The sequence below is a fragment of the Mesobacillus sp. AQ2 genome, assembly GCF_030122805.1.
In the GTDB taxonomy this organism is placed as follows: Bacteria; Bacillota; Bacilli; order Bacillales; family Cytobacillaceae; genus Mesobacillus; species Mesobacillus oceanisediminis_A.
The window spans coordinates 2020617-2047101 of record NZ_CP126080.1; the positions used below are offsets into that span (position 1 = coordinate 2020617).

General features: G+C 42.3%; 31 protein-coding genes and 1 riboswitch. Of the genes, 24 read left to right on the plus strand and 7 right to left on the minus strand.

Translation table 11 applies throughout. The annotated features are described in order from the left end of the window. Positions 1-51: 51 nt before the first annotated feature. Positions 52-675 (minus strand): transcriptional repressor LexA, encoded by a 624-nt coding sequence (gene lexA, locus QNH36_RS09965; RefSeq protein ID WP_144475986.1) that lies wholly within the window; start codon positions 673-675, stop codon positions 52-54. A 154-nt stretch (positions 676-829) separates the two neighbouring features. Between lexA and yneA the strand changes: the two genes are divergently transcribed. From yneA to QNH36_RS10005, 8 genes are all read left to right on the plus strand, one after another. After that, positions 830-1144, plus strand: coding sequence for a cell division suppressor protein YneA (yneA, locus tag QNH36_RS09970; RefSeq protein ID WP_144475985.1), 315 nt, complete (start codon positions 830-832; stop codon positions 1142-1144). Positions 1145-1169: 25 nt separating this feature from the next. Further along, a complete protein-coding gene (locus QNH36_RS09975) occupies positions 1170-1817 on the plus strand; it encodes a YneB family resolvase-like protein (protein WP_144476083.1) in 648 nt (215 codons plus the stop codon). 77 nt (positions 1818-1894) lie between these two features. Next, the gene (locus tag QNH36_RS09980; protein ID WP_283905109.1) at positions 1895-2128 is read left to right on the plus strand and encodes a DUF896 domain-containing protein; all 234 of its coding nucleotides are present in this window, start codon (positions 1895-1897) and stop codon (positions 2126-2128) included. 320 nt (positions 2129-2448) lie between these two features. After that, positions 2449-4458: a transketolase gene (tkt, locus tag QNH36_RS09985; protein ID WP_144475983.1), complete on the plus strand. Its 2010-nt coding sequence runs from the start codon at positions 2449-2451 to the stop codon at positions 4456-4458. A gap of 202 nt (positions 4459-4660) precedes the next feature. After that, on the plus strand, positions 4661-5083 hold the full coding sequence (locus tag QNH36_RS09990; protein WP_144475982.1) for a VOC family protein: 423 nt from the start codon (positions 4661-4663) through the stop codon (positions 5081-5083). 120 nt (positions 5084-5203) lie between these two features. Continuing rightward, positions 5204-5950 carry an SDR family NAD(P)-dependent oxidoreductase gene (locus QNH36_RS09995; protein ID WP_144475981.1) on the plus strand — a complete coding sequence of 249 codons (747 nt, stop codon included), beginning with the start codon at positions 5204-5206 and terminating at the stop codon, positions 5948-5950. Positions 5951-6045: 95 nt separating this feature from the next. Continuing rightward, positions 6046-6741 (plus strand): lysozyme family protein, encoded by a 696-nt coding sequence (locus tag QNH36_RS10000; RefSeq protein ID WP_144475980.1) that lies wholly within the window; start codon positions 6046-6048, stop codon positions 6739-6741. 403 nt (positions 6742-7144) lie between these two features. Next, complete coding sequence (locus QNH36_RS10005) at positions 7145-7294, plus strand: hypothetical protein (protein ID WP_186326733.1); 150 nt, start codon at positions 7145-7147, stop codon at positions 7292-7294. 39 nt (positions 7295-7333) lie between these two features. On the opposite strand, the gene QNH36_RS10010 is transcribed toward QNH36_RS10005, so the two are convergent. Beyond that, positions 7334-7969 carry an FMN-dependent NADH-azoreductase gene (locus tag QNH36_RS10010; RefSeq protein WP_144475979.1) on the minus strand — a complete coding sequence of 212 codons (636 nt, stop codon included), beginning with the start codon at positions 7967-7969 and terminating at the stop codon, positions 7334-7336. 675 nt (positions 7970-8644) lie between these two features. Between QNH36_RS10010 and sirA the strand changes: the two genes are divergently transcribed. Then, positions 8645-9085 carry a sporulation inhibitor of replication protein SirA gene (sirA, locus tag QNH36_RS10015; RefSeq protein ID WP_144475978.1) on the plus strand — a complete coding sequence of 147 codons (441 nt, stop codon included), beginning with the start codon at positions 8645-8647 and terminating at the stop codon, positions 9083-9085. 157 nt (positions 9086-9242) lie between these two features. Next, positions 9243-9458 (plus strand): YneF family protein, encoded by a 216-nt coding sequence (locus QNH36_RS10020; RefSeq protein WP_079508605.1) that lies wholly within the window; start codon positions 9243-9245, stop codon positions 9456-9458. Between the two features lie 394 nt (positions 9459-9852). On the opposite strand, the gene QNH36_RS10025 is transcribed toward QNH36_RS10020, so the two are convergent. After that, the gene (locus QNH36_RS10025; RefSeq protein WP_186326732.1) at positions 9853-10005 is read right to left on the minus strand and encodes a hypothetical protein; all 153 of its coding nucleotides are present in this window, start codon (positions 10003-10005) and stop codon (positions 9853-9855) included. Between the two features lie 139 nt (positions 10006-10144). Here QNH36_RS10025 and QNH36_RS10030 point away from each other — a divergent pair, with 139 nt between their 5' ends. The 4 genes from QNH36_RS10030 to QNH36_RS10045 all read left to right on the plus strand — a co-directional run bounded on the left by QNH36_RS10030 (position 10145) and on the right by QNH36_RS10045 (position 13099). After that, positions 10145-10600: a GNAT family N-acetyltransferase gene (locus tag QNH36_RS10030; RefSeq protein ID WP_144475977.1), complete on the plus strand. Its 456-nt coding sequence runs from the start codon at positions 10145-10147 to the stop codon at positions 10598-10600. Between the two features lie 15 nt (positions 10601-10615). Continuing rightward, on the plus strand, positions 10616-10990 hold the full coding sequence (locus tag QNH36_RS10035) for a DUF2750 domain-containing protein (protein ID WP_144475976.1): 375 nt from the start codon (positions 10616-10618) through the stop codon (positions 10988-10990). Between the two features lie 74 nt (positions 10991-11064). Next, positions 11065-12360, plus strand: coding sequence for an MFS transporter (locus QNH36_RS10040; protein WP_283905110.1), 1296 nt, complete (start codon positions 11065-11067; stop codon positions 12358-12360). 97 nt (positions 12361-12457) lie between these two features. Continuing rightward, positions 12458-13099 carry a Type 1 glutamine amidotransferase-like domain-containing protein gene (locus QNH36_RS10045; RefSeq protein WP_144475974.1) on the plus strand — a complete coding sequence of 214 codons (642 nt, stop codon included), beginning with the start codon at positions 12458-12460 and terminating at the stop codon, positions 13097-13099. Between the two features lie 36 nt (positions 13100-13135). Here the strand turns inward: QNH36_RS10045 and QNH36_RS10050 are convergent, their stop codons facing one another. Then, positions 13136-13489 (minus strand): response regulator transcription factor, encoded by a 354-nt coding sequence (locus QNH36_RS10050; protein WP_144475973.1) that lies wholly within the window; start codon positions 13487-13489, stop codon positions 13136-13138. A 189-nt stretch (positions 13490-13678) separates the two neighbouring features. Between QNH36_RS10050 and QNH36_RS10055 the strand changes: the two genes are divergently transcribed. The 5 genes from QNH36_RS10055 to QNH36_RS10075 are packed head-to-tail and all read left to right on the plus strand — an operon-like array spanning position 13679 to position 17588. After that, the gene (locus QNH36_RS10055) at positions 13679-14326 is read left to right on the plus strand and encodes a class I SAM-dependent DNA methyltransferase (protein WP_144475972.1); all 648 of its coding nucleotides are present in this window, start codon (positions 13679-13681) and stop codon (positions 14324-14326) included. Between the two features lie 24 nt (positions 14327-14350). Next, positions 14351-15055 (plus strand): 5'-methylthioadenosine/S-adenosylhomocysteine nucleosidase, encoded by a 705-nt coding sequence (gene mtnN, locus QNH36_RS10060; protein ID WP_144475971.1) that lies wholly within the window; start codon positions 14351-14353, stop codon positions 15053-15055. Beyond that, a complete protein-coding gene (locus QNH36_RS10065) occupies positions 15048-15515 on the plus strand; it encodes an S-ribosylhomocysteine lyase (RefSeq protein ID WP_144475970.1) in 468 nt (155 codons plus the stop codon). The genes mtnN and QNH36_RS10065 overlap by 8 nt, the downstream gene beginning before the upstream one ends. Positions 15516-15530: 15 nt before the next feature. After that, positions 15531-16454, plus strand: a complete 924-nt coding sequence (locus QNH36_RS10070) for a PLP-dependent cysteine synthase family protein (RefSeq protein WP_144475969.1) — start codon at positions 15531-15533, stop codon at positions 16452-16454. Then, entirely contained in the window at positions 16455-17588 is a 1134-nt protein-coding gene (locus QNH36_RS10075; protein WP_144475968.1) for a bifunctional cystathionine gamma-lyase/homocysteine desulfhydrase, read from the plus strand. It begins immediately after the preceding gene. Between the two features lie 673 nt (positions 17589-18261). Here QNH36_RS10075 and QNH36_RS10080 read toward each other — a convergent pair. Continuing rightward, positions 18262-19572 carry a nucleobase:cation symporter-2 family protein gene (locus QNH36_RS10080; protein ID WP_283905111.1) on the minus strand — a complete coding sequence of 437 codons (1311 nt, stop codon included), beginning with the start codon at positions 19570-19572 and terminating at the stop codon, positions 18262-18264. Next, the gene (locus QNH36_RS10085; protein WP_251541779.1) at positions 19569-20171 is read right to left on the minus strand and encodes a xanthine phosphoribosyltransferase; all 603 of its coding nucleotides are present in this window, start codon (positions 20169-20171) and stop codon (positions 19569-19571) included. Before QNH36_RS10085 ends, QNH36_RS10080 begins: the two co-directional genes overlap by 4 nt. 128 nt (positions 20172-20299) lie before the next feature. Continuing rightward, a riboswitch (purine riboswitch) is annotated at positions 20300-20401 on the minus strand. A gap of 188 nt (positions 20402-20589) precedes the next feature. Between QNH36_RS10085 and QNH36_RS10090 the strand changes: the two genes are divergently transcribed. Both QNH36_RS10090 and QNH36_RS10095 read left to right on the plus strand, forming a co-directional pair. Further along, positions 20590-22338: an ABC transporter transmembrane domain-containing protein gene (locus tag QNH36_RS10090; protein WP_283905112.1), complete on the plus strand. Its 1749-nt coding sequence runs from the start codon at positions 20590-20592 to the stop codon at positions 22336-22338. Positions 22339-22340: 2 nt separating this feature from the next. Further along, positions 22341-24134, plus strand: a complete 1794-nt coding sequence (locus QNH36_RS10095) for an ABC transporter ATP-binding protein (protein WP_283905113.1) — start codon at positions 22341-22343, stop codon at positions 24132-24134. A 44-nt stretch (positions 24135-24178) separates the two neighbouring features. Here the strand turns inward: QNH36_RS10095 and QNH36_RS10100 are convergent, their stop codons facing one another. Beyond that, entirely contained in the window at positions 24179-24349 is a 171-nt protein-coding gene (locus tag QNH36_RS10100; RefSeq protein WP_283905114.1) for an aspartyl-phosphate phosphatase Spo0E family protein, read from the minus strand. A gap of 290 nt (positions 24350-24639) precedes the next feature. Here QNH36_RS10100 and QNH36_RS10105 point away from each other — a divergent pair, with 290 nt between their 5' ends. From QNH36_RS10105 to QNH36_RS10115, 3 genes are all read left to right on the plus strand, one after another. Next, positions 24640-25347 (plus strand): cytochrome c biogenesis CcdA family protein, encoded by a 708-nt coding sequence (locus QNH36_RS10105; protein ID WP_251542327.1) that lies wholly within the window; start codon positions 24640-24642, stop codon positions 25345-25347. Between the two features lie 143 nt (positions 25348-25490). After that, positions 25491-25850: a response regulator gene (locus QNH36_RS10110; RefSeq protein ID WP_283905115.1), complete on the plus strand. Its 360-nt coding sequence runs from the start codon at positions 25491-25493 to the stop codon at positions 25848-25850. 82 nt (positions 25851-25932) lie between these two features. After that, entirely contained in the window at positions 25933-26400 is a 468-nt protein-coding gene (locus tag QNH36_RS10115; RefSeq protein WP_251541775.1) for a CcdC family protein, read from the plus strand. Positions 26401-26485 lie beyond the last annotated feature (85 nt).

Sequence of the window (26485 nt, forward strand, 5' to 3'; positions counted from 1 at the left end):
AAAATAAAAGTTTGATAGAACGAAAAAAAGCAAGCGGAGTCCGCTTGCTTTTTAGTGCATATGACGGTATACACCAATGACTTTACCAAGAATCGATACATTCCGAAGGATAATCGGTTCCATTGATGAATTTTCCGGCTGGAGCCTGAAATAGTCCTTCTCCTTGAAGAAACGTTTAACAGTTGCTTCGTCATCCTCAGTCATTGCTACTACAATGTCTCCGTTATTGGCTGTCTTTTGCTGCTTGACGATTACATAATCTCCATCCAGGATACCAGCCTCTATCATACTGTCACCCATGATTTCGAGCATGAAAACCTGCTCATCATGAGGAACAAGGCGGTCTGGAAGCGGGAAGTATTCTTCAACATTCTCAATAGCCGTAATTGGCATACCGGCTGTTACTTTACCGACAACAGGCACGTTGACAACATTATATTTAGGGATACGGTTTTCCTCTTCGATTTCCAGTATTTCAATTGCACGCGGTTTTGTTGGATCGCGTCTGATCAGCCCTTTGCTTTCGAGCCTTGCAAGGTGGCCGTGTACCGTGGAACTTGATGCCAGTCCAACTGCTTCGCCGATTTCACGTACGGATGGCGGATATCCTTTTTTCTTGACTTCACCTTTTATGAATTCAAAAATATCTTGTTGCCGCTTTGATAACTTTGTCATATTCACGCACCTCGTATTTTTTCTTGTCCTAATTATACCATGTCTATTTGATAGATACAAACATAAGTTCGAATTTTGAGTTGACACAAAACAAATGTTCGTATTATAATAAAAATCAAATAGGCGAACATATATTCGTTAGGGAGTGTCGATTATGAAAAGACTATGGGAAAACTATTCTTACGCTTTAATCCTTCTTGCTGTCAGCCTGATTTTTTCGCTGGTGGCAAAAGCAAATTTACATAACGATGATGCATACATAACTGTTACTATAGAAGAAGGGCAGTCACTATGGGAGATTGCAGAGACGTACGCCAGTGAGCATCGTTTATCGAAAAATGATTTCGTGAGCTGGGTAGAAAAGGAAAATGGGATTGTTGGAGAAAGGGTTTTTCCGGGAGATGAACTTGTCATCCCGGTGACGGCTGAATATCTGGAGCCAACACAGATTGCCGGGGCTGAAAGATAATTTGTACATAGAATCAGGTGACAGCATGAAAGCGATTATTTATTGCCGGGTAAGTACCACGAAAGAAACGCAGGAAACTTCGCTTGCCAGGCAGGAGGAAGAATTGCTCCGCCTTGCAGAACAGTATGGATTTGAAGTGATGAACATCATCAAGGAACAAGCCAGCGGGTATGACCTTGAAAGGGACGGGATCCTTGAACTGCTGGAGCTGATAAAGGACAAGTCAGTCGGTGCCGTATTGATTCAGGATGAGACCAGACTTGGCAGGGGTAATGCAAAGGTAGCTATTCTCCATTGCATATTAAAGGAGAACGTTAAGTTATACAGCATCTCTCACAGCGGGGAACTTCAGCTTTCTGAATCGGATTCCATGGTGCTCCAGATTGTCAGTATGGTAGAAGAATATCAGAGGAAAATCCATAACATAAAGATTAAACGCGGAATGAAACGTGCGGTTGAACATGGATACAAGCCTCAGCGCAATCTCAAAAATCAGGGCGAGCATTCCGGCAGGGAACGTAAAGATATGCCGATAGCAGAGATTGTCAGGCTGCGGAATAATGGCCTTACTTTTGCTGAAATTGCCGCTACTCTGAAAGGATTTGGCTACAATGTATCCAAGGCAACAGTGAATCGGCGATACCTTGAACATATAGAATCAAATGAGGAATGAGGCTCCTTTCTTGTAAAACTAGAAAAAATTTAGTAAGATGTCATTTGACGTAATTTTTTACACAAAGGAGCTTTACAATGCTATCAAGTGATAAAATTGCTAGAATCAATGAACTGGCAAGGAAAGCAAAAACATCAACGCTGACAGAAGAGGAAGCAAAGGAACAGACAAAGCTTCGAGCCGAGTATCTCCAGTCATTCCGTTCTTCTATGCTGAATACACTAAAGGGAGTTACCATTGTTGATCCAGAAGGCAATGATGTTACACCTGAAAAACTAAAAGAAGAAAAATTGAAGAATAAACTTCATTAATATATTCAATTTGGAATACATGAGAGAATGTATTCCATTTTTATTTTGGAAGCATGACAGATGAAAAAACTGAATGTTATATTCGACTACTGAAGTGAAAAATCAGCAATGGAACAATTTTAAAGGCCTCTTAGCTTCTATGTCAAAATCTATATTCCGTCTTCATCTGAAGCGTTTGCTTACATAAGTACAGCGAGTATGTGTCAAAATAAATAACAATACGGCGTTTTCTGTCTCCTTCAGGCATAATTTGTTGTATAATAATTTCTCTCGCTATAATATTAATGATGTAGCCAGTACCTATAGAAAGGATGTATTAAATGTTTAAAGAAATTGATATGCTTTCAATTGATTCCATTCGTACTTTATCAATTGATGCGATTGAAAAAGCAAATTCCGGCCATCCAGGCATGCCGATGGGGGCAGCACCGATGGCTTACACATTATGGACTCGTTATATGAATATCAACCCTAAGAATCCAGAATGGTTCAACCGCGATCGGTTTGTCTTGTCTGCCGGACACGGATCTATGCTGCTATACAGCTTACTGCACCTTGCAGGTTATGATCTATCAATGGAAGATATTAAGCAATTCCGTCAGTGGGGAAGCAAGACACCAGGACATCCTGAGTTTGGACACACTGCCGGTGTAGACGCAACAACCGGACCGCTTGGCCAGGGAATTGCCATGGCGGTTGGTATGGCGATGGCTGAACGTCACCTGGCTGCTGTTTATAATAAGGATAACTACAATATCGTTGATCACTATACATATAGTATCTGCGGTGATGGCGATCTTATGGAAGGCGTTTCTGCTGAGGCAGCTTCACTTGCAGCTCACCTTAAATTGGGTAAAATGATTGTTCTATATGATTCAAACGATATCTCACTGGATGGCGATCTTAATAAGTCATTCTCTGAAAGTGTTGAGGGCCGTTTTAAAGCATACGGATGGCAATATATCCGCGTTGAAGATGGCAATAATCTCGATGAAATCGCAAAGGCGATCGAGGAAGCAAAAACAGATGCAGATCGTCCGACCATGATAGAAGTTAAGACCATCATCGGATATGGTTCACCTAACCTCTCTGGTAAATCAGATGTTCACGGTGCCCCACTTGGCGCCGATGAATTGAAACTTACAAAGGAAGCTTACAAATGGACATTTGAAGAAGACTTCCATGTACCAAGTGAAGTTTATGATCACTTCAAACAGCAAATCGCTGATAAAGGTGAACAAACAGAACAAGCTTGGAATGAACAATTCTCTCAATATAAGAGGGAGTATCCAGAACTGGGTGCCCAGCTTGAAAAAGCTATAAAGGGTGAGTTAGTAGATGGATGGGATAAGGACATTCCAGTATACGAAGAAGGCAAGAGCCTTGCGAGCCGTGCATCTTCTGGTGAAGCACTTAACGGCATTGCGAAAAACCTTCCTTACTTGATTGGCGGATCAGCTGACCTTGCTGGTTCAAACAAAACAATGATCAAGGGAACAGGCGATTTCTTCCCAGGTTCATTCGAAGGCCGCAATATCTGGTTCGGGGTGCGTGAATTCGCCATGGGAGCAGCTATGAACGGTATGGCACTTCACGGAGGCCTTAAGGTGTTTGGCGGAACATTCTTCGTATTCTCTGATTACCTGAAACCAGCAATCAGACTTGCTGCGTTAATGGGATTGCCTGTAACCTTTGTGTTCACACATGACAGCATCGCGGTTGGGGAAGATGGTCCAACCCACGAACCTGTAGAACAGCTTGCCGGACTTCGCGCAATGCCAAACCTGTCAGTGATTCGTCCTGCGGATGGCAACGAAACAGCAGCTGCATGGAAGCTGGCAGTTGAATCAACTAAGAATCCTACAGCTCTGGTGCTGACTCGCCAAAACCTGCCGACAATCAAGAATACGGACAAGAATGCGTACGAAGGCGTTTCAAAAGGTGCTTATGTCATCTCTCCAGCTGGAAAAGAAACAGCAGATGCATTGATCCTTGCAGCAGGTTCAGAAGTAGGACTTGCAGTTAAGGCACAAGAGGCTTTAGCTTCTGAAGGCATCGACATTGCGGTTGTCAGCATGCCTGCATGGGATCGCTTCGAGCAGCAATCAAAGGAATACAAAGAAAGTGTCATTCCAAAGTCTGTCAAGAAGCGTCTAGGAATCGAAATGGGCTCTTCACTTGGCTGGCACCGTTATGTTGGTGACGAGGGAGAAGTACTTGCGATCGATACATTTGGTGCATCAGCGCCTGGTGAAAAGATCATGGAAGAGTATGGATTCTCTGTCAACAATGTTGTCGCTCGCGTAAAAGCATTGATCGAGCAAGACTAAAATTAACTTTATAAAAGAGCACGTAACCATTAATGGTTGCGTGCTTTTGTGATTAAAAGAACCTCCGCTTTTTTTTAGACTATTTTAGCAAAACTATATTCCTTGGGGAAATAACCTTCTTTTATATAGAATTTGAAAAAAGAGACAGTAAATGTTAAAATGTTAACGAACTGATGTTCTGAAAAATGGAAGGAGTGCTGTTATGGTAACAGGAATTGTCCCCTACATAGTAACAAACGGGAATGGCCAGGAAGCAGTGAAATTTTATCAGGAAGCATTGGGAGCAGAAGTGATCAGTCTGCAAACATTCGGTGATATGCCTGCAAACCCTGATCATCCTCTTCCTGAAGAAGCGAAGAACCGGGTGTTGAATGCCCAGTTGAAAATTGGCGGTGCTGGCCTCATGCTATCAGATACATTCCCTGGCCACCCATACCAGCTTGGTTCCCAGGTAACAATCGCGCTTCTGGTGGATGATGCTGCTGAAGCAAAAGAAATCTTTAATAAATTGCAGGTGGATGGAAAGGTAACAATGCCCCTTCAGGAAACCTTCTGGAGTCCCGCTTACGGCCAGGTGACCGATAAGTTTGGCATCGAGTGGCAAGTATCAACAGAAAGTAAATAATCCCCGGCTGGACTGCATATGCAGTCTGGCTTATTTTATTTACATAAAGAGATTGAATGGTTACGCAAAGTGGAATCACTATATATATCAACTTTGGTAAATTAGGAGGGGGAATTGTTTATGTCGAGTGGGTTTAAAGGAAAGACTGTAATTATAACGGGCGGTGCTAATGGAATCGGCAAAGGGATTGCAAGAGCATTTGCGCAAGAACATGCAAATGTATGTATCGCAGACATAGATGAATCCAGGGGAAAAGAATTAATATCCGATCTTAAAGAAATCGGCGGAAAAGCAAGATTTTATCAAACAGATGTCAGAAAAGAAAAGGACATTGTCAATCTTGTGGACAGTGTGTTGAGTGACTTCGGGCAGATAGATGTATTGATAAATAATGCCGGAGTGTCGCGGTTCAAGCCGTTGTTCGAGCTTACTACTGAAGAATGGGAGGATGTTGTATTTACCAATCTCAGGAGTGTGTTTATCGGCTCACGTGAAGCGGCCAGAAGGATGAATGAAGGTGCACGAATCATAAATATCGCATCAACGAGGGCAACTATGTCTGAACCAAATTCAGAAGCATATGCTTCCTCTAAAGGCGGAATCGTTGCCTTGACACATGCACTTGCCGCTTCGCTTCAAGAGAAAGGGATTACAGTCAACTCAATAAGCCCCGGGTGGATCCAGACAGTAGATTATGAAGATTTGCGTGAGAAGGACCATCTTCAGCATTGGTCCAATCGTGTCGGGAAACCGGAAGATATTGCAAGAGCGTGCTTATATTTGGCTGACAAGGATAATGATTTTATAAATGGGCAGGACCTCGTCATTGATGGAGGAATGACTCGTAAAATGATTTATGAAGAATAAGGATTCAGGGAGCTGCTAAAAATGATGGCTGCTCCCTTTTAACTTCAGATGATTTCTAATAAAATAGAAATAGAAAATCATTTGGGAGAGAACGAATGAAGTACACCAAAAAGAAACCTAAAAAGAAAAATCAAGTCCAAAGGAACTTCAATCTGGCAATTTTATTGTTTCTTGCCTTTATAGGTTTCTTCCTATTTGATAGGTTCCTTGATTTAGATATTTATAACCTAAAGAAGATGAATGTCGGGGTGACCAGTTCTATTGGTGAGGTTGCTAAATATACTCCGTTGATTGCGGAGGAATTGCAAAAGGTCGGCCTCGAGGAACATACTGTTACTGTTGCCGCACTAATGATGCAGGAAAGCAAAGGAAAGGGTGGTGATCCCATGCAAGCTTCTGAATCCATGGGATTAGCGCCAAATTCGATCAAGGATCCCCAACAAAGCATACAGCAGGGTGTTAAGTATTTTCACCGGGTTATGGATTATGGCAAAAAGATGCAAGTCGATTTTCCAACGGTTATCCAGGCATATAATATGGGAATCGGCTACATCGATTTTGTTGCTCAAAATGGCAACAAGCACAGCGAGGAACTCGCAAAGAAGTTTTCGATGATCCAGGTTGAGAAAAATCCGCAAACCTATAATTGTGGAGGGGACAAGAATAATTTCCGCTATCCATATTGCTATGGAGATTTCACCTATAGCACAAAAGTTGCCAGGCATATGGAAACCATTTCGGTCAACAGTCCTGGGAGTTTAAATGAAGATTCAACTAAACGAGCATTTTAATTTTTCTGGTTGAGTGTTCCAATTGACTGTTCCAATTGACTGTTCCAATATTGAAAAGACCGGAATGTTTGCTTTTCGTTCATACGAATGAAAGTAGAGAAACTCCCTTTGTGACAGCTTTCATCTCCGGTTATCATATGACTATCAACAGGTACATGAACTTCCAATGTTTATTCGCATAACTTAATCACCTTTGTAAGATTATTGCAAATAGCAAAAGTACCAGATGGATTTGAAACTAGATTTAGATTTATATTCAGATTTATCGAGACACATTTAAAACTTAACACCCATCTAATGGGTGTTTTTTTTTGCTAGATGGAGAAAATTTGCGGGAAAAAGAAACAAAAAGGTAAATATATTAGTAATAAATACCCATAATATGATACAGGAGGTGTATCGTATGTTTGAGTATGGGAAAGATATTCCGTTGGAGGGTGCTTTAGTGGATCAGGCTGCCCAGCAGGAAAAGGCAGTAGAACAGCAAATTAGCGAAGGAACCATTTACAGCTTTGACCACCGTAAGGACATTCCATTGGACGGAGTTAAATAATTCAGTAAAAAAAGCCTGAAAACAGGCTTTTTTGTTTGTCTAAAATTGTTTTGCCAGTTCGTTTGCACGCTGGATGGCTTGTTGCTTGATTTCCTCTGCTTTCTCAGGCATAGCTGCCATTCCTTCAATCGCAAGTGTTTCTGCATCTTCTATACCCATGAATGCCAGGACGGTACGCAGGTAACGGTCACCAAACTCCATTTCTTTAGCCGGGCCCTCAGAATAGACTCCGCCGCGCGCCTGGATATGGAGAGCTTTCTTTCCGCCAAGCAAGCCCACCGGTCCCTCTGCTGTATATTTAAAAGTTTTTCCGGCAATCGCAATATTATCAATGTAAGCCTTCATTTTCGGAGGGAAGCTGAAGTTCCAGAACGGAGTTACAAAGATATATTTGTCTCCTGCAACGAATTGGTCAGTAAGGGTATTGATTGCACTAACTTTTTGCTTCTCATCGTCACTGAGCTGTTCGAAAGCAGAACCTTTCTGTAACTTGCCCCAGCCGCTGAAAACATCTGTATCGATAAACGGAACGTCCATTTTATAAAGATCGAGTCTAACGACTTCATCTGCAGGATTGTTCTCGCGGTAAGCCTTGATGAATTCCTCACCAACCGTTAAACTGAATGATTCTTCAACGGCTTTCGGATTAGCAGTAATATAAAGTACAGTAGCCATGTATAGTCATCCTTTCTATTTCAAAGTAACATTGATATATTCCCCTAAATAGGACCCACTATTCCTCTTTTTCGATAAAAGATACCCTTAAGCAAGGGTACTTGCGCCAATAAGGGTACCATTCAAGGCAAGAGATACCCTTAAGCTAGGGTACTTGCGCCAATAAGGGTACCATTCAAGGCAAGAGATACCCTTATGCAAGAGTTCTCGTGCCAATAAGGGTACCATTCAAGGCAAGAGATACCCTTATGCAAGGGTTCTTGTGCCAATAGGGTACCATTCAAGGCAAGAGATATCCTTATGCAAGAGTTCTTGCGCCAATAAGGGTACCATTCAAGGCAAGAGATACCCTTATGGAAGGGTTCTCGTTCCTATAAGGGTACCATTTAAGGCAAGAGGTACCCTTATGGAAGGGTTCTTGCGCCAATAAGGGTACCATTTAAGTCGAAAAACACCCTTATGCAAGGGTTCTCGCTCCAAAAAAAGGTATCATTCACTCCAAAATTGGCATTGCTGTGAAAGTGGTGACAATAGAAGAGAAAAAATTTATAATAAAATGTAAGAAAGTTTTGAATTCGACAAGATTAGTGGATATTTTCGGCATATTTAGACAAACGCAGACCGATGGTTTTTCTATAATAAAGACAAAAGCTTGTCTGCAGAGGAGGGGATCAGGTGAGATCCTACCAGCTATATCTAATAGAAGATGAATTTGCCTCCCATTATTTCGGAAGAGAACGGATGTTTTATCAATTATTTCTAGAATATAGTCAAGCAAAAGGTTATTTGAAATCCATCATATCAAAACAAGTAGACTTCGTGACCAGGTCCATTCCTGCCCTTCGAATCCATCAGCTTCTGCATCAGCAGCTTTCCAAAACACAAGGGTTTTATGTCGAGAACGGAACATATGTATATGAAAACAAAACAAACAATAGTTTAGCCATACTTAGGGTCCATGAAAGGTGGCTCGAGTTGGATTCCGATGGTCAAGTCGATACTGAAACAGTCTTCTTTGAAATCCTCCGCAAATGTGAATCATCATTCCTTGCGATCGACCTTGAATCAAACAAATATGGATGGCTGAAGCCGATCAAAGAGCGGAAATACGTGTGATATTTTCACCTGTACATTTTAGAGGTAGCTTTTTTATAGAAAATGACGAAAAAGTTCATTAAAGAGTGTTTTTGATAGAGAAAAAAATACACAGATATTGTATAATAGCTGTTGGTTTAGTACACTGTATGTTAGACAACATGAAGGAGGAAGTTTTATGTGGACAATAATTCTAGTTGGTATACTGGCATTAGTTGTCGGTGTAGCGCTAGGATTTTTCATTGCTCGTAAATACATGGAGAGCTACTTAAAGAAAAATCCGCCAATCAACGAACAAATGCTTAAAATGATGATGATGCAAATGGGTATGAAACCATCCCAGAAGAAAATCAATCAAATGATGTCAGCAATGAACAAGCAGACAGGAAAATAATAAAGAAGGACAAGCACTCATCATATGGATGGGTGCTTTTCTTATTAGTGGAGTTTTATTGGACATTTTGAAGTGGGTAAGGAGCTGAAATGTCTAAGAAACCGAATTTAATGGACATTTTGAAGTGGTTAAGAAGCTGAAATGTCTAAGAAACCGAATTTAATGGACATTTTGGAGTAGCTTAGGAACTGAAATGTCTAAGAAACTGGATTTAATGGACATTTCGGAGTGGATTAGGAGTGGAAATGTCTAAGAAACCGGATTTAATGGACAATTTGAAGTGGCACAGAAGGTGAAATGTCTAAGAAACTCTCTTAATGGCCTTTTAAAAGGATAGAGGGGATCTTGAATTGGCTGATTCAACTAATCAATAAAAATAACGCCAAAATCGGCGTTATTTTTGTTTGTCTCCGGCCTTCTTTTTTGCTCCTTGCTGAAAAATCGAGTCAAAAAACTCATCTGCCGTTTCTAATGTTCCGCCATGTAATTGTCCGTCTGTGCCTCGCTTGTTTTTATCAGCATTAATAGGATTATGGATTCTGACCATATATAAAGCACCTCCTTTAATTAGATTTTGTCATTGCAGATGAATTTAACCGGCAAAAGTAAATGTGAAACTATGGCAGGACATCTTGTGGCTGATAAAGAATATAGTTCCCTGACAAACATAAAAAAGGGGAAAAAGTATGTATCAGTATTTTAACGGATTGGTGATCCGCGAAGGTACAAATGGGGTTCCTGCAGGTCAGGTAGAGAAGTTATTCCAAGACGCTGGATGGTCAAGGAATACTCCTGAATGGCAAAAGGAGAAGTTTACATTGATATTTAGAAATTCTACCTGGGCTTTCACGGTATGGGACCATAATGAAATGGTTGGTATGGTCAGAGTCATTTCAGATCAAATTATGGCTGCAAATATTATGGATCTGGCTGTACTATCGGAGTACAGAGGAAAGGGTATCGGAAAGAAGCTAGTGCAGTTATGTCTTCAAAAATTGCCTCACGGAGACTGGTTTGCCCATACTTCAGCGAACAACTTCACTTTTTATGAAAAATGCGGTTTCGAGGTGAAGGATCTTAGTCAGAACGGGACTTGCGCCTATTATGGATATATTCAGGCGAGAAAAGACGGGCATAGATAGGAGAAACGAACGGTTATGAACCAAAAAGAATTTGAGGCTGTAATACGGCAGCCTGCTAAGATTAGATACGAGTACTTTATCAAAAAAGCCGCAGATTATGAAGAGGTTTGGGGCCTATACCATGATGGATGGGCAACCGCTAAGGATGAGATGGAAAGGTTATTGCTGCCATTATTCCCTAATGAAAAATTCGCTGAAGCCTTTGTAAAGGACGAATGGGAAGCTTGCACCCCAAAAAGGATTGAGCTGGAGGATTTGCTTGAAAAATGGATACCAGGGATGAAGGCTGATGGAATCAAGCCCTCGAATTTTCCTGCGGACATAGACTCTGCAGTGGTGGATGTCGACGTCTTACAACAGTCTTTGTTGGCTGAGCTTGAAAATTATTGATTCATTTGCACTCCGAAATATACCCTTTGTGGTATAATTGATTTATCTATGAAGAGAAAGAGAGAGCTGAAAAAATGTCAAAACAATATGATGAAGCAGCGGCGGCGGAGAGTCAGCCGGAGTGGCTGCAAGCTTACGTGGAATCTCCCGAAAAGCAGAAAGCTTTATATAAGAGGACATTAATCATCGTTGTCCTTTCACAGATTTTTGGGGGTGCAGGTCTCGCTGCTGGAATCACGGTAGGAGCGTTGCTGGCAAAGGATATGCTTGGCACTGATACTGTGGCCGGGCTTCCGACCGCTCTTTTTACCTTAGGATCGGCTGGGGCAGCCCTCGTAGTCGGAAGGCTTTCCCAGCGGTATGGACGGCGCGCCGGCCTGGCTTCCGGATTTTTGACGGGTGGAATCGGTGCAATTGGAGTCATTATTGCTGCTGTTACCAATAATATATATCTGCTGTTTGCAGCTCTGTTGGTTTATGGTGCAGGTAGTGCGACCAATTTGCAGGCTCGTTATGCAGGTACCGATTTAGCCAGTGCTAAACAGCGTGCGACAGCTGTCAGTATTGCAATGGTCTCAACAACGTTTGGTGCTGTGGCCGGTCCGAACCTTGTAGATGTTATGGGGAACTTCGCACTATCGGTAGGAGTTCCGGCTTTATCCGGACCTTTTATTTTGGCTGCTGCAGCTTATATTGTTGCAGGTCTGATCCTGTTATTTTTCCTTCGTCCTGACCCGTTTGTCGTTGCAAGGGAAATAGCGTTGGCAGAACGGAATGCAAGAGTCGCCAGACGGGAGTTTATCGAGGAAGAAGAAGCAACGGATAAACGGGGTATTGCCGTGGCTGCTCTGATCATGGTGTTGACCCAAATGGTGATGGTTGCGATCATGACCATGACACCAGTTCATATGGGGAGTCATGGCCATGGTTTGAGTGCAGTGGGGATGGTCATCGGTTTCCATATTGGAGCCATGTATCTTCCATCTTTACTGACAGGTGTGCTTGTGGATAAAATCGGACGCGCGGCAATGGCGGTTGCTTCAGGAGTTACATTGCTCGCTTCAGGCGTTATGGCTGCAGTTGCCCCGGGTGAGTCCATGCTCTGGATTACTTTGGCTCTCATCTTACTTGGGCTGGGCTGGAACTTCGGTTTGATCAGCGGTACAGCATTGCTAGTCGATGCAACAAATCCAACAAACCGGGCAAAAATGCAAGGAACGATTGATGTTATGGTCGCGTTGTCAGGAGCGTCTGGCGGGATGCTATCGGGCATGGTCGTGGCTAATTCGAGCTTTGCGTTCTTATCTCTGGCAGGCGGGGTACTATCGCTTGTGTTGATACCATTTGTGATTTGGTCGAATAAAAAATGAGGAGTCTGGATTTCCAGGCTCTTTTTTCAGCTTTTTAAAGGACTTAATGAGATGAATGTTGAACATAACTGGTAAAAATTCTTGAAAGTTTGATTTGATGAAAAAATTAGTACTGCTGAGTGAGGTCAGTAATAATAATCCAGCTCTGGTGAGCAGAATCGGGGAATTAATGTCTCAAAGTCCTTTTAAGCTTGCCTATGTCCCGTCGGGAACCGATAAGGAAAGAATGTATTTTGAAAAAGGGAAGCGGGAGCTGGAGAAGCTGGGTGTTTCGGACTTCTTATATTTCGATGTCGATCAGGAGTTCGATGAAAGTAAGCTGGAGGAATTCAAAGGTTGTGACGGGATTTTTTTGTCTGGCGGAAATACATTCTCCTTTTTGAAAAACCTTCAGGAACGGAATATGCTTAAACTGATAAGTAAGATGGCACTCGAGGGTAAGCTGTTAATCGGTGTCAGTGCAGGAAGCATGATCATGTCACATTCCATTAAAATAGCGGCATTTCTGGATGAAAATGAAGTGGAGTTAGATTGTCTGAATGGTTTGGGACTGGTAGGATTTGAATTCATGCCACATGGGGGCCGGCTGGAAGCTCGTCACGAAAAGCTATTGGATTATTCCGCCCTCAATGATGAAGGAATATACCTTTGTAACGATGGTGATGGTATCGTCATCGATAACGACAAAATAGAATTTTATGGAGAATTGCAGGAGATTCGGAACTGTCAGTTTTTATAAGCTAAAAAGGCATTGTAACTGCACAATGCCTTTTGTTTATACTAAATCCTTTATTTTTGACACTACATCCTTTGGGCTGAAGGGCTTTAAAATATAATCGCTGGCCCCTAATTCTTCCCCTCGTTTAAGGTCATTTGCTTCCCCTTTAGCAGAAAGCATGATCACGGGCGTGGCTTTGGTTTTTCTGATTTCTTCCAAGACTGTGAAACCATCTTTTCCAGGCATTAAAATGTCAAGAATGATGATATCAAAGGACCCTTGGATTGCTTTCTCCAGTGCTGTTACACCATTGTTTGCAACCTCAACCTCAAAAGACTCCCTCTCTAGGTACATCTTTAGCAGTTGGCAAATCCTCTGCTCATCCTCTGCAACCAATACTCTCTTCCCCATATTTTCCCCCTGAAAGTTCTTAATATGAATTAAGTATACACTATTGCCGGGTTGTTTTCTTGTTTGCTGAGCGTAAAATGACGAGAAAAAATTGATTTCAAATTTTTTCTGTGCTAGTATGTGTCTTATAATATTTTAATTCATACTATACTGATAGGAATTATAATAATTAAAAGCGGGTGAGGTAAAATGGGGAGAGAATTTATCCCGTTGTTCGATGATTGGGCTGAATTTTATGACGAAACCGTATCAGGACATGATGCTGAGTATAAAGAAGTATTCGAAGATTATGATAGAATATTACATGCAGTAGCATCTAAGTCAACAGGGACAGTACTGGAGTTTGGAGTCGGAACAGGTAACCTGACAGAAAAGCTGATTTCTCTGGGAAGAGTGGTCTACGGTGTAGAACCTTCCAAAGTGATGAGGGAGAAAACGAAAGCAAGATTTTTGGATATGGACTTGTATGATGGAGATTTTATTCATTTCCCTGAATTACCCCAAAAAGTTGATTCCATCGTCAGCACCTATGCTTTTCATCATTTAACAGATGAAGAAAAGGATTCCGCAATCAAATTATATAGTGGATTGTTAGAGGCTGAAGGAAAGATTGTATTTGCTGATACCGCCTTTTTGGATGAAAAGGATCGCGAGGAAAGGCATCGCATCGTAAAAGAGCAGGGTTTCAATAATCTCCTTGAAGACCTTCAGCGTGAGTACTATACAACTCTTGAAGTACTGAAACATCTTTTTCAAAAAAACGGTTTTGAGGTTCGTTTTGAAAAGATGAATCCCTATGTTTGGCTGATGGAGGCTGTTAAGGTAAACAAAAATTAAAGACAGTATTGGAGAGTTGCAGCAATGAGAATTGGAATTATCGGTGCAATGGATGAAGAAGTGGATTTGCTTCGCAGTAAAATGGAAGACATCGAAGAGATTAATCTTGCCGGAAGTGAATTTTACAATGGCAAGATTGATAACCAGGAAGTTGTACTGCTAAAGTCGGGAATTGGGAAAGTAAATGCGGCAATGGGAACAGCCTTGTTGATTGAAAAGTTCCATCCTGATGTCATCATCAACACAGGGTCGGCCGGCGGTTTCCATAAGGAGCTGAATGTCGGTGATGTCGTCATCTCAACTGAGGTAAGACACCATGACGTAGATGTGACAATCTTTGGGTATGAATATGGCCAGGTACCAAGGATGCCGGCTTATTTTTCACCGGATGACAACCTGGTAAGTGTCGCTGAAAAGAGCGCTGAAAAAATCAATGACATTCAGGTTGTGAAGGGCTTGATTGCATCTGGTGATTCATTTATGAACGATCCTGAAAGGGTTGAGTTCATCAGAAGCAAGATGCCTGAGTTGTATGCTGCGGAAATGGAGGCAGCAGCAATCGCTCAGGTTGCCCATCAATTTCAAGTGCCATTTGTCATCATCAGGTCTTTATCAGACATTGCAGGGAAAGACTCGAATGTCTCATTCGATCAATTCCTTGAAACGGCCGCTAAAAATTCCGCAGAACTAATCTTACTAATGTTAGAGGAGTTGAAGAATAATGGTTAAGAAAATGAATGTGGAAAGTTTTAATCTTGATCACACAAAAGTTGCTGCCCCATATGTCAGGCTAGCTGGGACAACTCAGGGTGCGAATGGGGATGTCATTCATAAGTATGACATCCGCTTCTGCCAGCCGAACAAGGAACATATGGAAATGCCAGGTCTTCACTCGCTGGAACATTTAATGGCTGAAAATATCCGCAACCATCATGATACAGTTGTAGACATCAGTCCTATGGGTTGCCAGACTGGATTCTACCTTTCTGTGATCAATCATGATGATTACGACAATATCCTCAATGTACTGGAAAAAACACTGAATGATGTACTTGAGGCAGATGAGGTGCCAGCATGCAACGAAATCCAGTGCGGCTGGGCTGCAAGCCACAGCTTAGAGGGTGCTAAAGAAATTGCTGCGAAAATGCTGGAAAAGAAAGATGAATGGCGCCAGGTTTTTGCTGAATAGGGAGTGTTAAATACAATGACGGTTTACCGCAGTATCCATGAATTGGTTGGGCATACACCTATGATCGAACTTACCCAGTTCCATCTGCCTGCCGAAGTACGTCTTTTTGCAAAGCTGGAATATCTGAACCCGGGCGGCAGTATTAAAGACCGCCTGGGAATCGATTTACTCGACGAGGCATTCCGTACCGGGAAATTGGCATCCGGTGGCACATTGATTGAGCCGACTGCAGGAAATACCGGGATTGGGCTCGCATTAGCGGCGATCAACAAAGGCATTAATGTAATCTTTGTCGTCCCGGAAAAATTCAGCCTTGAAAAGCAGGCAATCATGAAGGCACTCGGTGCGAAAATCATCCATACGCCGACTTCGGAGGGAATGGAGGGAGCCATCCGAAAAGCAGACCAATTGCTTTCAGAAATCCCAAATTCCTATTCGCCGTCACAATTCTCCAATCCAGCCAACCCGGAAACCTACTATAAAACGTTAGGACCGGAAATTTGGGATGACTTGGAAGGGGAGATTGATATTTTCGTAGCTGGTGCTGGCACGGGAGGTACTTTCATGGGTACTGCAAGGTTTTTAAAAGAGAAGGACCCAAGAGTAAAGACGGTCATTGTTGAACCAGAAGGCTCGATTCTAAACGGGGGCGCAGCTGGCTCCCATAAAACAGAAGGCATAGGGATGGAATTTCTTCCGTCTTATATGGACACTTCTTATTTTGATGAGATTCATACTGTCTCAGATCAGGATGCATTTGATCGTGTGAAAGAACTTGCGGCTAATGAAGGAATACTTGCTGCGAGTTCATCTGGCGCAGCTCTTCATGCAGCATTACTGGAAGCACTGAAAGCCCCTCCAGGCACAAAAATCGTAACGATCTTTCCTGATGGAAGTGAGCGTTATTTGAGCAAAAAAATATACGAGGGGGGAATATAAATGAAACGCAAAACAAAATTGATTCACGGTGGTATTCCAGGTGACAAAACAACTGGTGCTGTCTCCTTTCCAATATACCAGGTAAGTACTTACAAACAGGAAGATGTCGGGGTCCATAGCGGTTATGAATATTCAAGGACAGGGAACCCGACGAGGTTTGCCCTGGAAGAACTGATCAAGGACCTGGAAGACGGGAAGCGAGGATTTGCTTTTGGGTCAGGAATGGCTGCGATTACAGCCGTTATGATGCTATTTAATTCAGGAGACCATATTGTCCTGACAGATGACGTGTATGGCGGAACCTATCGGGTCATGAATAAAGTGCTTAACCGGATTGGCATAGAGTCAACATTTGTAGATACAACAGATCTCGATGCAATAAAGTCGGCGATCCAGCCAAACACAAAAGCCTTATATATCGAGACGCCAACAAATCCGCTTTTGAAGGTTACAGACATAAAGGCAAGTGCCGGATTGGCAAAAGAACATGGACTGTTGACAATAGTTGACAACACCTTTAGCACTCCATACTGGCAAACGCCGTTAAATACTGGTGCAGATATCGTCCTTCATTCGGCCACTAAATATCTTGGCGGCCATAGTGATGTGGTAGCTGGTCTGGTTGTCGTTAATGATGAACAGCTTGCTGAAGATCTTCATTTTGTCCAAAACTCGACCGGAGGGATATTAGGCCCTCAAGATTCCTGGCTATTAGTCAGGGGAATAAAGACCTTGGGCTTGCGAATGGAAGCGCATGAAGCGAACACGAAGAAAATCGTCGAGTTTCTATCTGATCATAAGAATGTGGAAAAAGTCTATTATCCAGGCCTCGAATCGCATCCCCAGCATACAATCGCCAAAGAACAGGCAGGCGGATTCGGCGGGATGGTCAGCTTTGATGTAGGGAGCGCTGAAAAAGCAGCAGAGGTACTTAGAAAACTAAAATATTTCACACTTGCTGAAAGTCTTGGGGCAGTCGAAAGCTTGATTTCCGTTCCGGCAAAAATGACCCACGCTTCTATTCCAGCAGAGAGAAGAGCAGAATTGGGAATTACCGACGGTCTGATCCGCATATCAGTCGGGATTGAAGATGTAGAGGACTTACTGGAGGATTTGAGTCAGGCGTTACAATAGAAGGAAAACTAGTCTGTTAGAATCTGAAAAAGGTAATTAATTAGCTTGATTGGTGCCCTTGCAATCCAGTATAAGGAAGAAGAGGTCGCCAATGAAGTCGATTGGATACCTGAAACTCCAGTATTAGGGAAATGATGTGACCAATAGAGCTTATTGGTGCCCTAAAAATCCAGTATTTGGATAACGCTGTAATCAAAAGAGCTTATTGGGAACTTGAAAAACCAGTATTTGGATAAAAGTGTAACCAATAGAGCATATTGGGACCCTGAAAATCCAGTATTTGGATAATGATGTAATCAATAGAGCTTATTGAGACCCTTGCAATCCATTATTTGGATAATGATGTAATCAATAGAGCTTATTGGGGCTCTGAATATCCATATTCAGGAAAATGGTGTAACCAATAGAGCTTACTGGGACCCTAAAAATCCAGTATTTGGATACTGATGTAACCAATAGAGCTTATTGGGACCCTGAAAATCCAGTATTTGGAAAACGGTGTAACCAATAGAGCTTAATGGTCCCCAATAACTCTAGTATTAGGAAAAAGAAGTCACCAATAAAGCCGATTACGCCCGAAAAGTCCAATGTAGGGAAAATCATGTCACCTATATTTTTCACAATGAAAAGAGGCGCCAACAAGCGGGCACCTCTTTTCTACATTTCTATAAACCTATGAAGCTTTTTGTCCGGCAAATGTGGTTTGTTGAACTTTTTTGTTTTCTTTAAACACATTAAAAACTAGATTCAAGGCAATCGCTGTCAGGCTTCCGGCGACGATTCCGTTGTCTGTCAAGATACGGATGCTGGATGGCATCTGTGAAAATAACTCTGGTACTGCTGTGACTCCGAGGCCCATTCCAACTGAACAGGCAATGATTAATAGGTTTTCCTGTGAGGAGAACTCGACCTTGCTGAGCATTTTAATTCCGTAGGCAACGACCATGCCGAACATCGCTACCATTGCTCCGCCAAGCACTGGAGTTGGGATGATCGTGGTCAATGCGCCGATTTTAGGCATCAATCCGAGGAGGACCAGGAAGAACCCTGCTGTGTAAATGACATTTTTTGACTTAACCCCGGACATTTGTAGAAGGCCGACATTTTGCGAATAAGTTGTATAGGGAAACGCGTTAAAGAGAGCACCAAGAATGATCGCGAGCCCTTCTGCACGATAACCATTCTCCAGATCTTTTTCCTCAAGCTTTTCATCACAGATATCTCCGAGTGCAAAGTAGACTCCTGTGGATTCCACTAAACTTACCACTGCAACCAGGATCATCGTCAGAATGGCTGATACCTCGAAAGTCGGTAGGCCGAAGTAAAACGGTGCTGGCATGTGGAACCAGGAAGCTTCCTTAACAGCTGAAAAATCAACAAGTCCCATAAAATAAGCAACAATCGTTCCTGCCACAAGTCCGAGCAGAATGGCGATAGCACGGATAAAACCTTTGGAAAAACGGAATAGAAGGATAATGAAAAGCAATGTTCCAAAGGCAAGGCCGATATTCGACAGGGACCCAAAGTCAGGACTTCCCTGGCCGCCAGCCATATTATTCATTGCAACTGGAATCAGGGTGATTCCGATGATGGTCACAACAGAACCGGTAACCACAGGTGGGAAAAACCGGACTAGCTTCCCAAAGAACTTTGAAATAGCAACGACAAAAATACCTGAAATTAGTATCGAACCATAGATGGCAGAGATACCGTACTGTCCGCCAATGGCGATCATCGGTCCTACTGCTGTAAAAGTACAGCCCAGCATGACAGGGAGGCCGATTCCAAAAAACTTATTCCGCCAAACCTGCAGAAGCGTAGCGATACCGCACATAAAGATATCAATTGAAACCAAATAAGTTAGTTGTTCTCCCGAAAGTCCGAGGGCGCCCCCGACAATCAACGGTACAATTACAGCACCTGCGTACATGGCCAATACATGCTGGATTCCTAATGAAGCAATTTTAAATGGATTCTGTCTCATCGTGTTAGTTCCGCCTTTCCTTCTTCTGTATTTTCAATTTCTACTATGCCGTTTTCAAGAGATTGAATGACTGCCAGTGATTCTACCCGGTAGCCTTTTTCCTGCAACAAACGTCCGCCATCCTGAAATCCTTTTTCAATCACGATTCCAATACCTGCAATCGAGGCTTTGGCTTTGTTCACTATTTCTGCCAGCCCCAATGCGGCTTGTCCATTTGCGAGAAAATCATCAATAATTAATACCTTATCTTGTTCAGAAAGAAATTTGCTGGACACTGCAATGTCATTGCTCTCTTTTTTGGTAAAGGAGTAAACAGAAGCTGTAATCAGGTCATTTACAAGAGTAAGAGATTTTCTTTTCCTTGCAAAAATCACTGGTACTTTTAAGTGAAGCCCTGCCATGACAGCTGGTGCTATACCAGATGATTCGATGGTTACAATTTTCGTAACCCCTGATCCAGCAAATCTTTTTGCAAATTCTGATCCAATTTCATTCATAAGCTGTGGGTCAATCTGGTGATTCAGGAAAGAGTCAACTTTAAGAATGGATGAAGAAAGGACACTGCCATCGTTTTTGATTTTTTCAATAAGCTGTTCCATGTTAATCCTCCTCTTTTATCCGAGCCGATAAAAAAAGCCCAAAGTCCATGCATTCACGTCATAACTGAGTGAAGCAATGGTCTTTGGGCTTTTGAAAGCAACTTAAGACAAAAAGAGGTCAGAAATCCGCCTCTGCATTGCTCACTCATAGTCAGATCATTTACGGTAATCCGGTAGAAACTTGCAGGCCATATCCCCGCGATTATATGAGTGAATAAATTAATTTATAGTCATTATAACATCCTTTTTGTAATCTTCAACTATTAAAACCGTATTTTCTTAATCGAATAAATAGATAATGTTCGCTTTTTAGGATAAGAATACCAAAAAGCTGATTTTCACAAAAGAAAAAATCTTCCCCATTTTACAAATATTTGTTAAACTATTTAAGCATTTGAGGCGTATGGGGGATATACATATGAGCGTATTCAAGGATTTGTTGTGGTACTTTAAGTCAGAGAAAAAAGCTTATCTAACAGGGATTTTCCTTTTGCTGTTCGTAGCGATGCTCCAGCTGGTGCCTCCGCGGGTAATCGGGATTATCGTAGATGAAATTACGAATGGGACTCTTACGGCTGGAAAGCTGGGTAAATGGATTGTCGTGCTGGCTGGTTCCGGTCTGGCGATGTATTCGCTCCGTTATTACTGGAGGATCATGATTTTCGGTTCTGCGGTAAAACTGTCCCGATTGTTGAGAAACCGTTTGTATGCGCATTTCACCAGCATGTCGCAATCCTTTTACCAAAAAAGAAGGACAGGGGACTTGATGGCACATGCAACAAACGACTTGTCGGCAATCCAGCAGACAGCAGGTGCCGGGGTTCTAACCTTCGTGGACTCGGTTTCGACAGGCGGGTTTGTCATTATTGCCATGGCAGCGACCATCAGCTGGAAGCTTACCTTGATCGCTTTGATTCCAATGCCGTTCATGGCCATGCTGACAAGCTGGTACGGAACTATGCTTCATAAAAGATTCCATAAGGCACAGGAAGCTTTTTCGGATTTGAATGACAAGACCCAGGAAAGCATTACTGGCATAAAAGTAATTAAAACGTTTGGCCAGGAAAGTGAAGATATCGAGGATTTTAGAAAGCAGTCAGAGGATGTCGTGAACAAGAACATCTCCGTTGCAAAAGTAGACGCTCTATTTGACCCAACGATCTCCATCATAGTCGGGATTTCCTTTTTCCTGTCCATTGCGTTTGGATCAAGATATGTCCTAAATGGAGAGTTGACGATCGGGCAGCTGGTTTCCTTCACATCCTATCTCGGATTGTTGGTTTGGCCGATGCTGGCATTCGGCTGGTTTTTTAATATTGTCGAGCGTGGTAGGGCGTCGTATGACCGTGTCTCTGCATTGCTTGATGAACAGATTGATATTCAGGACAAAGCCGAGGCACTGGACATAGTACCAGAGGGAGATATTCAATATAATATTGAAACATTTGTTTATCCAGGTGACACGGACCCGATTTTGAAAAAGGTCAAATTTGGGCTTGGAAAAGGACAGACTCTCGGAATTGTTGGAAAAACGGGAGCAGGCAAAACTACCCTACTGAAGCTGCTGATCAGGGAATTCGATCTTTTGGATGAAAGCATCTCCATTGGCGGCAGGAACATCGAGGATTATAAGATTGACAGGCTGAGGCAGGCAATCGGTTATGTCCCGCAGGATCACTTCCTTTTTTCAGCTACAGTCGAAGAAAACATCGCTTTTGCGAATCCATTTGCCGAGAAGGATGTCATCCATAATTCGGCCAGAGTGGCGAACATCCATGAGGACATTCTTGAATTTACTGATGGCTACCAGACAGTTGTCGGGGAGCGAGGCGTTTCTCTGTCAGGAGGCCAGAAGCAAAGGATCTCCATAGCGCGTGCTCTTGTCATGAATCCTGAAATCCTGGTACTCGATGATTCACTGTCAGCTGTCGATGCTAAGACCGAGGAACAGATTCTCTCAGCACTAAAAGAAAATCGGAAAGATAAAACCACGATTATCACTGCTCATCGTTTAAGTGCGATCCATCATGCGGACTTGATCATCGTCCTTGAAGATGGCCGAATAGCTGAACGTGGTACGCATGACCAGTTAATGGAGGAAGATGGCTGGTACAAGGACATGTATTTGAGACAGCAGCTTGAAGAACTTGTTGAGCAGGGAGGGTGACCATGGACAAAACGCCTGTATTAAACGCAAAAGAACAGCGATCGGTGCTGTTCAGGCTTCTTGCTTATGCTAAGCCGCATATAAAAATGATTTCTGTCGCATTTGGATTCCTGCTGCTCGCGACGATTGGGGATGTACTTGGACCGATTTTAGTGAAGATTTTTATCGATGATTACTTGAGGGAAGGGTATTTGCCGTTCCAACCTTTATTACTGCTTGGTTCAGCGTATATCGGCATCCAGGTACTCAATGTGCTTGTTTCCTATTTTCAGCTTTTAAAATTCCAGGAAATCGCGCTTAAAATCATTCAGCAGATGAGGGTTGATGTCTTTACGAAGGTTCAGCAGTTGGGGTTGAAGTATTTTGATAAAACTCCTGCAGGATCGCTTGTTTCCAGGGTCACGAATGATACTGAGGCGATCAAGGATATGTTTGTCAGTGTCATAGCTACCTTTATCCAGAGCGGGATTTTGTTGTTCGGAATTTTTGTTGCGATGTTCATCCTGAACGTTAAACTGGCCTTGTTTACGATGCTTATTCTACCGTTCATTGTGTTCATTATGAGCTTATACAGGAAGTTGAGCTCGAAGTTTTACCAGGATATGCGTGAACGGCTCAGCCAATTGAATGCCAAGCTTAGCGAATCACTCCAGGGGATGTCCATCATCCAGATGTTTCGCCAGGAAGAAAGGCTGAAAAGGGAGTTTGGTGATATCAATGACAAGCATTTCGATGCGGGGATGAGAAACATCAAGGCGGATGGACTGCTATTGCGACCGGCGGTTGACCTGGTGTATATTCTTGCGTTGATCATCGTGCTCAGCTTTTTCGGGATCACTTCCTTTGACAGCCCGATTGAAATTGGAGTGCTTTACGCATTTATCAATTATCTGGATCGTTTTTTCGAACCGGTGAACAACATGATGATGCGGCTTTCCATGTATCAGCAGGCAATTGTTGCTGCTTCACGTGTGTTCAAGCTGCTGGATGAAGATGAGCTGGCTCCGGCACAGTATGGAACGGAAAAGGACAAAATTAATGATGGCAAAATTGAATTTAAGGATGTCAGCTTTTCTTATGATGGCAAGCGGGATGTATTAAAAAATATAAGTTTTGCCGTAAAACCTGGTGAGACCATTGCATTTGTCGGCCATACCGGCAGCGGAAAAAGTTCGATCATCAATCTGCTGATGCGTTTCTATGAATTTGAACGCGGTGAGATTTTGATCGATGGTCATTCCATCAAGAATTACCCGGTGAATGAGCTGCGGAATAAAATGGGACTTGTGCTGCAGGATCCATTCTTGTTCTACGGCACAATCGGGGATAACATCAGATTGCATAATCGGGATTTGAGTGATGAGGATATCAAGCAGGCGGCTGAATTCGTCCAGGCTGACACTTTTATCAACAAGCTTGAAAATGGCTATACACACAAGGTGACGGAGAGGGGATCGACTTTTTCCAGCGGACAAAGGCAGCTGATCGCATTCGCGAGGACAATCGCCGCGAATCCAAAAGTCCTTATTCTCGATGAAGCGACGGCAAACATAGATACCGAAACGGAAGAAGCCATCCAAACGGCACTTGCAAAAATGCGAAAAGGCAGAACAACAATTGCCATCGCACACAGGCTTTCAACGATCCAGGATGCAGACCAGATCATTGTCCTTCATCATGGGGAAATCGTAGAGCGAGGGACACATCTGGAATTGATATCCCAACAGGGACTTTATCATAAGATGTATCTGCTTCAGAATGGTTCAGTTGAACGGTTAGAGGATGTTGTGGGATAATAAAAAATAAAACAGCTACAACGCTTGCTGCGTTTAGCTGTTTTTTAATGAGCTGCAATTTTTTTAATATAGACGCGATTATATTCGTTCAACAATTCATCGAGTTCCTGGCTGTAATGAATGGCAATAGTGGAACTCAAGCCGTTCTTCAATGCAATTTCAATCAGCTCTTCTCGCTTCTTTTCTATAAGGGTGATCAGTTGCTCTTTAGACAATGTGAAAATCCTCTCTGTTATGTGTTTCAACAGTATATTATGTAAAATCGTTATAAATATAGAAATTATTACAAGTGCTATATTAGTATATAGCATATACTGGCAAATTTCAAAAGAAACATTTGTAAAATATTTTCCTGTAAAAATAAGACACTAAAGTTAATTACCCAGTTTTTTTAAAGTTAAACATCATTTTTATAGAATTAATAAATTGTTCACAGTTGAACTATGATAATAGTGAAAATAATTTGTTAGAATGGGACTATCGAATATGGACTGGAGATGGAATGATGTCAGATGTTAATATTTTTATCGCTATGGGCGCCGGCTTCCTAAGCTTTATTTCTCCATGCTGTTTACCGCTCTACCCCGCTTTCTTATCCTATATTACAGGTATGTCGGTAGGGGAATTGAAAAGTGAAAACGCAATGCTGCAAAAAAGGAGTTTGCTCCACACCTTGTTTTTCCTGCTTGGCTTCTCGGTCATTTTCATTGCAATCGGCTTCGGGACCTCTTTTGTAGGGCAATTTTTCATCCAGTACCAGGACCTTATACGTCAGCTTGGGGCAATTTTCATTGTGGCCTTCGGATTGATGGTGATTGGATTCTTTAAACCTGAGTTCTTGATGAAAGATCGTAAATTTGAGTTTAAGAACCGGCCATCTGGTTATTTTGGATCATCTTTGATTGGAATGGCATTTGCTGCTGGCTGGACACCATGTACTGGCCCCATTCTTGCATCTGTCATCCTGCTTGCAAGCTCCAACCCAGGCTCAGGCATGCTTTATATGATCGCTTACACTCTCGGATTCGCGATTCCATTCTTCATTCTTTCTTTCTTTATCGGAAGAATGCAGTGGATCCGCAAGCATAATATAAAAATAGTGAAAATCGGCGGTTATATCATGATTCTGGTGGGAGTCATGCTATTCTTTGACTGGATGACAAAATTGATTTCAGTTCTTTCCATGTTATTTGGCGATTTCACAGGATTTTAAAGATGAGATAATCCTCCGTTTTTGTATATGAGAATTTTGTCGGTGTCTTTACATTGAAAATAATGACTATTTATAGTTATATAGTAATTAAGGGGAATTTTTACAGATAAAATATACTTGTTGTGATTGTCGGGGAGGATATAATGGCCAGAATTTTGATAGTTGACGACGCAAAATTTATGAGGATCACCTTAACCAATATTCTGAGGAAAGCAAATCACGAAATAGTAGGAGAAGCTGAAAACGGACGTGAGGCAGTCATTCTATATCGCGAGCTTAAGCCCGATCTAGTGACAATGGATATAACAATGCCTGAAATGAGCGGCCTGGATGCAGTAAAAGAAATCAAAAAGGATTTCAAGGATGCAAAAATCATCATGTGCTCAGCGATGGGCCAGCAGAAGATGGTGGTGGATGCAATCGAAGCGGGAGCTAAGGATTTTATTGTCAAGCCGTTTGATGATTCCCAAGTAGTCGACTCAGTATCAAGAGTTCTAAGATAAATAATAGCCATTTAAGTGTATCTTAAATGGCTATTTTTCATTATAATAATAGGGTAATCTAAAAATAAGGGATGAAATATAGATGAATTATGTTCTGGCATCTACAGTTGGCGCAGTTGGAATGGCAATCTTCGTGACAGTCATGAGGATGAAGGCAGCAAAAAAACCAGCATCAGCCAAGAAAATCATTTTGCCGCCAATTTTCATGAGTACCGGTGCCCTCATGTTTATCTTCCCGATGTTCCGGGTGCATTTTTTACAGATTCTTGAGGCACTTACAGTAGGAATGTTATTCTCGATCCTGCTGATTAAAACTTCGCAATTTGAAGTGCGCGGCCGGGAAATTTTTCTTAAAAGGTCCAAGGCTTTTGTTTTCATATTAATCGGTCTATTGATAGTCCGCGTAATAGCCAAGCTCGTTCTCAGCAGTACCATAGATGTTGGCGAACTGAGCGGCATGTTCTGGATCCTGGCATTCGGAATGATTGTACCATGGCGGATTGCTATGTATATGCAGTACAAAAAGCTGCATAATGAATTGCATGGATGACCGGCAATAATTTATTGAAATCCACTCGCATGTTGCGAGGGGATTTTTTTATTTGTTACTGTGTTAGAAAACCCCTGGCTATGCC